Origin of the sequence: Xenophilus sp. (assembly GCF_044462705.1) — a bacterium.
Lineage (GTDB): Bacteria > Pseudomonadota > Gammaproteobacteria > Burkholderiales > Burkholderiaceae_C > Xenophilus > Xenophilus azovorans.
In genome coordinates this window covers 1-9,096 of record NZ_JBIQNC010000190.1, presented here as the reverse complement: position 1 = coordinate 9,096, position 9,096 = coordinate 1, and the positions used below count along the sequence as shown (strand labels likewise).

General features: G+C 70.7%; 9 protein-coding genes, 3 tRNA genes and 1 pseudogene. 1 reads left to right on the top strand and 12 read right to left on the bottom strand.

Features of this window, described 5'->3' with window-relative positions; translation table 11 throughout:
- The 4 genes and pseudogenes from ACIY1X_RS21420 to ACIY1X_RS21405 all read right to left on the bottom strand — a co-directional run.
- Positions 1-67: pseudogene (locus ACIY1X_RS21420) on the bottom strand (elongation factor Tu); the annotation flags it as partial.
- A gap of 79 nt (positions 68-146) precedes the next feature.
- Positions 147-221: transfer RNA gene (locus ACIY1X_RS21415), tRNA-Thr, on the bottom strand.
- Positions 222-263: 42 nt separating this feature from the next.
- A tRNA-Gly gene (locus tag ACIY1X_RS21410) sits at positions 264-337 on the bottom strand.
- Positions 338-418: 81 nt separating this feature from the next.
- Positions 419-504, bottom strand: a tRNA-Tyr gene (locus tag ACIY1X_RS21405).
- 140 nt (positions 505-644) lie between these two features.
- Between ACIY1X_RS21405 and ACIY1X_RS21400 the strand changes: the two genes are divergently transcribed.
- The gene (locus tag ACIY1X_RS21400) at positions 645-1,745 is read left to right on the top strand and encodes a patatin-like phospholipase family protein (protein ID WP_399684519.1); all 1,101 of its coding nucleotides are present in this window, start codon (positions 645-647) and stop codon (positions 1,743-1,745) included.
- Between the two features lie 17 nt (positions 1,746-1,762).
- Here the strand turns inward: ACIY1X_RS21400 and ACIY1X_RS21395 are convergent, their stop codons facing one another.
- From ACIY1X_RS21395 to gph, 8 genes are all read right to left on the bottom strand, one after another.
- Positions 1,763-2,479: a uracil-DNA glycosylase gene (locus ACIY1X_RS21395; RefSeq protein ID WP_399684516.1), complete on the bottom strand. Its 717-nt coding sequence runs from the start codon at positions 2,477-2,479 to the stop codon at positions 1,763-1,765.
- Positions 2,480-2,482: 3 nt separating this feature from the next.
- Positions 2,483-3,286 carry an indole-3-glycerol phosphate synthase TrpC gene (trpC, locus tag ACIY1X_RS21390; RefSeq protein ID WP_399684513.1) on the bottom strand — a complete coding sequence of 268 codons (804 nt, stop codon included), beginning with the start codon at positions 3,284-3,286 and terminating at the stop codon, positions 2,483-2,485.
- Between the two features lie 18 nt (positions 3,287-3,304).
- Positions 3,305-4,339 (bottom strand): anthranilate phosphoribosyltransferase, encoded by a 1,035-nt coding sequence (gene trpD, locus ACIY1X_RS21385; RefSeq protein ID WP_399684511.1) that lies wholly within the window; start codon positions 4,337-4,339, stop codon positions 3,305-3,307.
- 35 nt (positions 4,340-4,374) lie between these two features.
- Complete coding sequence (locus ACIY1X_RS21380) at positions 4,375-5,046, bottom strand: LysE family translocator (protein ID WP_399684508.1); 672 nt, start codon at positions 5,044-5,046, stop codon at positions 4,375-4,377.
- A gap of 16 nt (positions 5,047-5,062) precedes the next feature.
- Complete coding sequence (ltaE, locus tag ACIY1X_RS21375; protein WP_399684506.1) at positions 5,063-6,112, bottom strand: low-specificity L-threonine aldolase; 1,050 nt, start codon at positions 6,110-6,112, stop codon at positions 5,063-5,065.
- A 16-nt stretch (positions 6,113-6,128) separates the two neighbouring features.
- Positions 6,129-6,716 carry an anthranilate synthase component II gene (locus ACIY1X_RS21370; RefSeq protein WP_399684504.1) on the bottom strand — a complete coding sequence of 196 codons (588 nt, stop codon included), beginning with the start codon at positions 6,714-6,716 and terminating at the stop codon, positions 6,129-6,131.
- A 5-nt stretch (positions 6,717-6,721) separates the two neighbouring features.
- Positions 6,722-8,233, bottom strand: a complete 1,512-nt coding sequence (gene trpE / locus ACIY1X_RS21365; RefSeq protein ID WP_399684501.1) for an anthranilate synthase component I — start codon at positions 8,231-8,233, stop codon at positions 6,722-6,724.
- A 217-nt stretch (positions 8,234-8,450) separates the two neighbouring features.
- The coding region (gph, locus tag ACIY1X_RS21360; RefSeq protein WP_399684499.1) for a phosphoglycolate phosphatase at positions 8,451-9,096 on the bottom strand (646 nt) is incomplete at its 5' end.

The window sequence follows — 9,096 nt, the reverse complement described above, 5'->3', positions numbered from 1 at the left end:
GGTCCACGTGACCGATCGTGCCCACGTTCACGTGCGGCTTGGTGCGCTCGAACTTGCCTTTTGCCATTTTCTCGACTCCGAAAAATACGGGATCAGTTGCACATCGGAGCAGCAGCCCGTCGCTGCACACGCCCCTGAGAAAAAACTGGTGCCCTTGGCGGGAATCGGACCCGCGACCTCTCCCTTACCAAGGGAGTGCTCTACCACTGAGCCACAAGGGCAGCACGAAAACCGTCTGCCTGTCCGGCGATCGGCGGCCTGTCTGGAGCGGGAGACGGGAATCGAACCCGCGTCATCAGCTTGGAAGGCTGGGGTTCTACCATTGAACTACTCCCGCGTCGTGACGCGAGACCCGCCCGCGGCATGCACTTCGGTGATCCCTGTTGATCCCTGGCGCCTGACAAAACCATCGAGTCGCTGGTGGAGAGGGCTGGATTCGAACCAGCGTAGGTATTAACCGGCAGATTTACAGTCTGCTGCCATTAACCACTCGGCCACCTCTCCGGCGAACCCGGGACTATAGCATGGTCTGAGCGGCCCGTCGACGTGCCGGCAAGAAGAAGTCGCAGCGCCGCATTGCCCGGGAAACCACAGGAGGGCAAGGGTTTACCCCTATTTTTATGTTGCAGCGCACAATTACCCGGATGAAAGCACTTCTTCTGCCGGGCGCGCGCCGGCCGGACCGGCCGCGGCGGGTCAACCTCGCGCTGCAGGGCGGCGGCTCGCACGGCGCCTTCACCTGGGGCGTGCTGGACGCGCTGCTGGAAGACGGCCGCCTCGACTTCGACGGCATCAGCGGCGCCAGCGCCGGCGCCGTCAACGCGGTGGCGCTAGCCCACGGCATGGCGGCGGCCCGCGCCGCCGGAGGCGACGAGGCGGCCGCCCGCGCCGCGGCGCGCCAGACGCTGGAACGGGTCTGGCGCCGCGTGGCCGGCGTCGGCGCGCCCGGGGCCATGGCGCAGCAGTTCGCCCGGCTGCTGTTCGGCGGGGCGCCCGCGCTGCGCGTCGATCCCTGGGCCTCGCCCTACCAGTTCAATCCGCTGGACATCAACCCGCTGCGCGCGCTGCTGGACCAGGAGATCGACTTCGAGGCGATCGCGGCGCAGCAGGCGCCGCGCGTCTTCGTCTCGGCCACGCAGGTGCGCACCGGCCGCGCCGAGATCTTCAGCGGCGAGCGCCTGACGCTGCAGGCGGTGATGGCCTCCACCTGCTTGCCCACCGTCTTCCAGGCGGTGGAGATCGACGGCGAGCCCTACTGGGACGGCGGCTATGCCGCCAACCCGGCGCTGCTGCCGCTGATCACCCAGTGCGAGAGCGCGGACATCGTGCTGGTGCAGCTCAATCCGCTGACGCGCGCCCAGACGCCGCGCACCCCCTTCGAGATCGCGCAGCGCATGAACGAGATGGCGTTCAACGCCAGCCTGCTCGCGCAGATGCGCAGCATCGACTTCATCCACCAGTTGCTGGCCGACGGCCGCCTGCAGGAGGGCCGGCAGTACCGCCGGCTGCTGCTGCACCGCATCGACGTGGACAGCGCGCTGGACGAACCGCTGGATGCCGCCACCAAGCTCTCGACCGACATCCGCATGATCGAGCGCCTGTTCGAGCACGGCCGGACGGCGGCGCACGACTGGCTGGCCCGGCATTTCGACGACCTGGGCCGCCGCGGCACGGTGGACATCCAGCGCGACTATGTCGCCGGCGACGCCGCGGCGCCGCTGGCGCCGGCCATGCAGCGCGCCTGAGCCGGCGCCCGTCTTCGTCAGCCCTGCTGCGTGCGCTGCGCGTCGCGCCAGGCACGCGCCTGGCCGAAGTGCCCGCAGCCGATGAAGGGCACCGGCGGGCGCTGCGCCGACAGCGGCGACGGATGGTTGGACATCAGCAGCTTGTGGCGCTTGCCGTCGATGAAGCTGCGCTTGCTCTGCGCATGCGAGCCCCACAGCATGAAGACGACCGGCCGCTCGCCGTCGGCGACGTGGCGGATCACGGCGTCGGTGAGCACCTCCCAGCCGCGGCCGGCGTGGCTGGCCGGCTGGCCCTCCTCCACCGTGAGGCAGGTGTTGAGCAGCAGCACGCCGTTCTTCGCCCACTTGACCAGGCTGCCCCCGGGGTTCGGGAAGGGCGGCGGCGGCGTGCCGAGGTCGCGCTCCAGTTCCTTGAAGATGTTGCGCAGCGAGGGCGGCAGCGGCACGCCCGGGGCCACCGAGAAGGCCAGCCCTTCGGCCTGGCCGCGGCCGTGGTACGGGTCCTGGCCGAGGATGACGACGCGCACCTCCTCAGGTGGCGTGAGTTCGAGCGCGCGCAGCGGCTGCGGCGGGAAGATCACCGCCCCGGCCTTCAGCCGCTGGTAGAGGAAGTCGAGCAGCGCCAGGCCCGTCTCGCTGCCGAAGAAGGCGTCCACCAGCGGCTGCCAGCCGGGTGCGACGGGCCAGTCGGCCGGGTCGGCGGACTGCAGTTGGGTGGAGGGAACCGTCGTCATGGCTCAGCGGAACAATTGGGCCAGCGCCTCGCCCGGCTCCTCGGCGCGCATGAAGCTTTCACCGACGAGGAAGGCGTCCACGCCCGCATCGCGCAGCGTCTTCACGTCCTGGCGGGCGGCGATGCCGGATTCGGTGACGAGCAGCCGGTCGGCCGGCACGCTCGAGCGCAGGTCGAGCGTGGTCTGCAGCGAGACCTCGAAGCTGCGCAGGTTGCGGTTGTTCACGCCCACCAGCGGCGTGCGCAGCTTCAGCGCGCGCTCCATCTCGGCCGCGTCGTGCACTTCCACCAGCACGGCCATGCCCAGCGACAGGGCGATGGCCTCGAAGTCGCGCATCTGCGCGTCGTCCAGGCAGGCGGCGATGAGCAGGATGCAGTCGGCCCCGATGGCGCGCGACTCGTACACCTGCCAGGCATCGACCATGAAGTCCTTGCGCAGCACCGGCAGGCCGCAGGAGGCGCGGGCCTGCTTGAGGTAGTCGATGCTGCCCTGGAAGAACTGGCGGTCGGTCAGCACCGACAGGCAGGCCGCGCTGATGGCGCCGTCGCCCTCCGCATAGCTCTGCGCGAGGTCGGCCGGGATGAACTCGCCGCTGCGGATCACGCCCTTGCTGGGGCTGGCCTTCTTGATCTCGGCGATGACGGCGGCCTGGCCGGCGGCGATCTTGGTGCGCATCGCGCCCACGAAGTCGCGCGTGAGCACGCGGCTCTCGGCGTCGGCGCGGATGGCTTCCAGCGGCACGCGCTTGCGCACCGCGGCCACTTCCTCGTGCTTGACGGCAACGATCTTGTTCAGGATGTCACTCATGGTCCGATGTCTCCCCTCTCAGGCCGCGGCGTCGGCCTGCCGGCTGAACGCCGCCACCTGCGCCAGCTTGTCCCGCGCCGCGCCGGAGTCGATGGCCTCCCGCGCGCGGGCGACGCCGTCCTTCATGGTGGGCGCCACGCCGGCGGCGTACAGCGCCACGCCGGCGTTCAGCAGCACGATGTCGCGCGCGGCGCCTTCCCGGCCCTCCAGCACCCCGCGCAGCATGGCCAGCGATTCCTGCGGCGTGGCGACCTTGATGCTGCGGTTGCTCTGCATCGGCAGGCCGAAGTCCTCGGGATGGATCTCGTACTCGCTGATCTGCCCGTCCTTGAGTTCGCCGACCATGGTGGCGGCGCCCAGGCTGACCTCGTCCATGCCGTCGCGGCCGTAGACGACCACCGCGTGCTCGGCCCCCAGACGCTGCAGCGCGCGCACCTGGATGCCCACCAGATCGGGGTGGAACACTCCCATGAGGATGTTGGGCGCGCCGGCCGGGTTGGTCAGCGGGCCGAGGATGTTGAAGAAGGTCTTGACGCCCATCTCGCGCCGCACCGGCGCCACGTTCTTCATGGCCGGGTGGTGGTTGGGCGCGAACATGAAGCCCACGCCCGTCTCGGCGATGCTGCGGGCGATCTGCTCGGGCGATGCCTGGATGTTGACGCCCAGCGCCTCCATCACGTCGGCGCTGCCCGACTTGCTCGACACGCTGCGCCCCCCATGCTTGGCCACCTTGGCGCCCGCCGCGGCGGCCACGAACATCGAGCAGGTGGAGATGTTGAAGGTGTGCGAGCCGTCGCCGCCGGTGCCCACGATGTCCACCAGGTGCGTGGGATCGGCCACCGGCACCTTGGTCGACAGCTCGCGCATCACCTGCGCCGCGGCCGTAATCTCGCCGATGGTCTCCTTCTTCACGCGCAGGCCGGTGGTGATGGCGGCCACCATCAGCGGCGAGATCTCGCCCTGCATGATGAGCCGCATCAAGTGCAGCATCTCGTCGTGGAAGATCTCGCGGTGCTCGATGGTGCGCTGCAGCGCTTCCTGGGGGGTGATCATGGCGGGAACTCCTCTCGTTGGATTCTCTGGGGCGCTCAGCGCTGCGGCACGGGCGCGTCGCTGAAAGCCAGCTTCAGGCCGAAGGCGACGATCATCAGCCCGGCCGCGCGCTCGAACCACAGCAGCGCCCGGCCGGCGGCGCCGGCGCGCCGCGCCACCCAGGCGGCCGCGACGGCCCAGCCGAAGCAGACCCACAGCGCGTTGAAGTTGAACAGCAGGCCCAGCGCGAGGAACACCCACGTCGGGTGCTGTGCGCCGGCCGGGATGAACTGCGGCACGAAGGCCAGGAAGAACAGCGCCACCTTCGGGTTGAGCGCGTTGGTCAGGAAGCCGCGGCGGAACACCTGCCAGCCCTCCCCGGGCGCCAGCCCGGCGACGCCCGCGCGGCCGCCCGCCGCCATCTGCGCCGCCAGCGCCGGCTCGCGCGCGCGCAGCATGCCGATGCCGATCCACACCAGGTAGGCCGCGCCGGCCCACTTGAGCAGCATGAAGGCGGTGGCCGACGCCGCCACCAGCGCGCTGACGCCCAGCGCCGCCGCCACGATGTGGACGCAGCAGCCGGCCGTGATGCCCAGCGAGGCGATCAGCCCGGCCCGCACGCCCTGTCGCAGCGCCCGGCTGACGATGAAGAACACGTCGACGCCCGGCGTCAGGTTGAGCAGCAGGCCGGCGACGACGAAGAGCAGGAGCTGGTGGGCGTCAGGCATGCGGCATCCTCGCCGTTCAGGGGCGCGACAGGAACTCGCGCACTGCCTCGGCGGCACGGTCCACGCCCGCCGCATCCACGTCCAGGTGCGTGACGAAGCGCAGCCGGTACAGGCCGGTGGCCAGCACGCCGCGCGAGCGCAGGTGCGCGATCAGCCCGGCGCCGCGCGCGGCAGCCTCTCCTTGCAGATCGGCGAACACGATGTTGGTCCGGGGCGGCTGCACCGCCAGCCCCGGGATGCCGTCCAGGCCCTCGGCCAGCCGGCGCGCCAGCGCGTGGTCGTCGGCCAGGCGGTCGACGTGGTGGTCCAGCGCATGCAGCGCCGCCGCGGCCAGCACGCCGGCCTGGCGCATGCCGCCGCCGGCCATCTTGCGGATGCGGTGGGCGCGGGCGATGAACGCGCGCGAACCGAGCAGCGCCGAGCCCACCGGCGCGCCCAGCCCCTTGCTGAAGCAGACGGAGACGCTGTCGAAGCCGCCGGCGATGCGGCGCGCCTCGGCCCAGGCGTCGCCGCCCTGGCCGGCCTGCGCCACGCCGGCGTTGAACAGGCGCGCGCCGTCCAGATGCGTGGCCAGGCCATGCCGGCGCGCCAGGGCCGTCGCTTCGTCGAGGTAGGCCTGCGGCAGCACCTGGCCGCCCAGCGTGTTCTCCAGCGCCAGCAGCCGGGTGCGCGCGAAGTGCGCGTCGTCGGGCTTGATGGCGGCCTCGATCGCCGCCAGCGGCAGCGTGCCGTCGGGTGCGTGCTCCAGCGGCTGCGGCTGCACGCTGCCGAACACCGCCGCGCCGCCGCCTTCCCAGCGGTAGCAGTGCTGCTGCTGGCCGACGATGTACTCGTCGCCGCGTCCACAGTGGGCCAGGATGGCGCACAGGTTGCTCTGCGTGCCGGTGGGCACGAACAGCGCCGCCTCGAAGCCCAGGCGCGCGGCGATCGCCTCCTGCAGCGCGTTCACGCCCGGGTCGTCGCCGAACACGTCGTCGCCCACCGGCGCCCCCGCCATCGCCGCGCGCATGGCCGGCGTGGGTTGGGTGACGGTGTCGCTGCGCAGGTCGACGGGGGCGGGCGTCATGGGCGGCGTGCCTTCTTCATTGCAGGAAGTTGCGCAGCATGGCGTGGCCATGCTCGGTGAGGATCGACTCCGGGTGGAACTGCACGCCCTCCAGCCGCACCGCGTGCGCGAAGCCGGTGTGGCGCACGCCCATGATCTCGCCGTCGTCGGTCCAGGCGGTCAGCGCCAGTTCCTCGGGACGGCTGTCGCGCTCGATCGCCAGCGAGTGGTAGCGGTTGACGGTGAAGCGCTCGGGCAGGCCGGCGAACACGCCCTCGCCGGTGGTCGTGATCTCGCTGACCTTGCCGTGCATGAGCTGCTGCGCCCGCACGATCTTCGCGCCGAAGGCCGCGCCGATGGACTGGTGGCCCAGGCACACGCCCAGGATCGGCAGCCGGCCGGCGAAGGCCCGGATGGCCGGCACCGACACGCCCGCCTCGGCCGGCGAACACGGCCCGGGCGAGATCACGAGGCGCGTCACGCCCGCGTCGATGCGCTCGCCGATGCCCTCCAGCGTGATCTCGTCGTTGCGCACCGTCTCCACCTGCGCGCCCAACTCGCCGAAGTACTGCACCAGGTTGTAGGTGAAGGAGTCGTAGTTGTCGATCATCAGGAGCTTGGTCATGGCGGTCACTCCAGTCCTTCTTCCACCAGCTCGGCGGCACGCAGCAGCGCCCGCGCCTTGGCCTCGGTCTCCCTCCATTCCATCTCGGGGATGGAGTCGGCCACCACGCCGGCCGCGGCCTGCACGTGCAGCACCTGGTCCTTGATGATGCCGGTGCGGATGGCGATGGCCACGTCCATGTCGCCGGCATAGCTGATGTAGCCGCAGGCGCCGCCGTACAGGCCGCGCTTGGTGGGCTCCAACTGGTCGATCAGCTCCATCGCGTGCACCTTGGGCGCGCCGGTGAGCGTGCCGGCCGGGAAGGTGGCCTTGAGCACGTCGATGGCGTCCATGCCGTCCTGCAGGATGCCTTCCACGTTGCTCACGATGTGCATGACGTGGCTGTAGCGCTCCACCGCGAAGGCCTCGGTCACCTTCACGCTGCCGGTCTTGGCGATGCGGCCGATGTCGTTGCGCGCCAGGTCGATCAGCATGACGTGCTCGGCGCGCTCCTTGGGGTCGTTGACCAGCTCCACCTCGGTGGCCTTGTCCAGCTCGGGCGTGGCGCCGCGCGGGCGCGTGCCGGCCAGCGGACGGATGGTGATCTTCTGCTCACCCTCGGCGGTGTGCTCCTGGCGCACCAGGATCTCCGGCGAGGCACCGACGACATGGTGGTCGCCCATGTCGTAGTAGTACATGTAGGGGCTGGGGTTGAGCGAGCGCAGCGCGCGGTACAGCGACAGCGGCGACTCGGTGTAGCGCTTGCTGATGCGCTGGCCCACCTGCACCTGCATGAAGTCGCCGGCGGCGATCAGCTCCTTGGCGCGCTCCACCGCCTTCAGGTAGTCGGCCTTGGCGAAGGGCCGCTCGGGCGGGTACGCCTGCGTCGGCTTGACCTGCGGCGCGCTCACCGAGTACTTGAGCTTGTCCTTGAGCTCACGCAGCCGGCGCTTGGCCTTGGGGTAGGCCTCGGGCTGCTTCGGGTCGGCGTAGACGATGAGATACAGCTTGCCCGAGAGGTTGTCGATGACCGCCAGTTCCTCGCACTGCAGCAGCAGGATGTCGGGGCAGCCGATGGTGTCGGGCGGGCAGCTCGCCTCCAGCTTCTTCTCGATGTAGCGCACCGCGTCGTAGCCGAAGTAGCCGGCCAGCCCGCCGCAGAAGCGCGGCAAGCCGGGCGAGAGCGCCACCTTGAAGCGCTTCTGGTAGGCGGCGATGAAGTCCAGCGGGTTGCCGCCGGCCGTCTCCACCACCTGGCCGTCGGTCACGACCTCGGTGCGCGCCTCCGCGCCGAAGCCGCGGGCGCGCAGCAGCGTGCGCGCCGGCAGGCCGATGAAGGAATAGCGGCCAAAGCGCTCGCCGCCGACGACGGACTCGAGCAGGAAGGAATGCCGGCCGCCGCCCTGCTGCCCTTGCGAATAGGCCAGCTTGAGGTAGAGCGAGAGGGGCGTCTCGAGGTCGGCGAAGGCCTCGAGCATCAGCGGAATGCGGTTGTAGCCCTGGCTGCTGAGGCTCTTGAATTCGAGTTCGGTGATCACGGGGTCTCCACGGGCCGGCGGCGGTGCGGTGTCCGGGCGTCGGCGTTCATTCACGGGATCGGTTCGCGGCGGCGGCGAACCACGTAGGCACGGCGGGCGCCGTGCAGGTCAGGCAGACAGCGACGCAGGCTTGCGCCAGGGCCAGGCTCCCCGGCCTCCGCGACCTGTCTGAATGACCAGATGAACAAACATGGAGCGGGGAGTGTAGCCCAGCGCGTCAGCGCGCGGCGGCCAGTTCGGCCAGGGTGTCGATGAAGCCGTCGGCATCGACGCCGCGCACCGGCTGGCCGTGGTTGTAGCCGTAGGTGACCAGCAGCACCGGGCAGCCGGCCACGCGCGCGGCCTGCGCGTCGTTGCTGGAGTCGCCGATCATCAGCGTGCGCGAGGGCGGCGTCCCCAGCGCCTCGCAGGTCCTGAGCAGGGGCAGCGGGTCGGGCTTCTTGCGGTCGAAGTCGTCGCCGCCGAAGACGTGGTCGAAGCAGCCGGCCAGGCCCTTGGCCTCCAGCAGCGGCAGCGCGAAGGCGCGCGGCTTGTTGGTCAGGCAGGCCAGCCGCATCCCGCGGCCGCGCAGGGCCTGCAGGCCCTCGGCCACGCCGTCGTACAGGCGCGCGTGGCGGCCGTTGACGGCCCGGTAGTGCTGCTGGTAGAGCGTCCAGGCCTCGCCGTAGCGGGCCGCGTCGGCGCCCACGCGCTGCAGCACCGAACGCACCAGATGCTCCGAGCCCTTGCCCACCATCGTCTCCACCTCGGCCGGCGTCAGCTGCGGCAAGCCCATGTCGTCCAGCATGCCGTCCAGCGCGGCGACGAAGTCGCCCAGGGTGTCGACCAGGGTGCCGTCCAGGTCCACCATGGCGGCGTCGAAC

Bases quoted from the DNA above. Each gene is read 5' to 3' on its own strand.
- trpD (WP_399684511.1), bottom strand. From the start codon at position 4,339: ATGATCACCCCCCAGGAAGCGCTGCAGCGCACCATCGAGCACCGCGAG.
- ltaE (WP_399684506.1), bottom strand. From the start codon at position 6,112: ATGACGCCCGCCCCCGTCGACCTGCGCAGCGACACCGTCACCCAACCC.
- ACIY1X_RS21380 (WP_399684508.1), bottom strand. From the start codon at position 5,046: ATGCCTGACGCCCACCAGCTCCTGCTCTTCGTCGTCGCCGGCCTGCTG.
- ACIY1X_RS21395 (WP_399684516.1), bottom strand. From the start codon at position 2,479: ATGACGACGGTTCCCTCCACCCAACTGCAGTCCGCCGACCCGGCCGAC.
- trpC (WP_399684513.1), bottom strand. From the start codon at position 3,286: ATGAGTGACATCCTGAACAAGATCGTTGCCGTCAAGCACGAGGAAGTG.
- ACIY1X_RS21400 (WP_399684519.1), top strand. From the start codon at position 645: ATGAAAGCACTTCTTCTGCCGGGCGCGCGCCGGCCGGACCGGCCGCGG.
- ACIY1X_RS21370 (WP_399684504.1), bottom strand. From the start codon at position 6,716: ATGACCAAGCTCCTGATGATCGACAACTACGACTCCTTCACCTACAAC.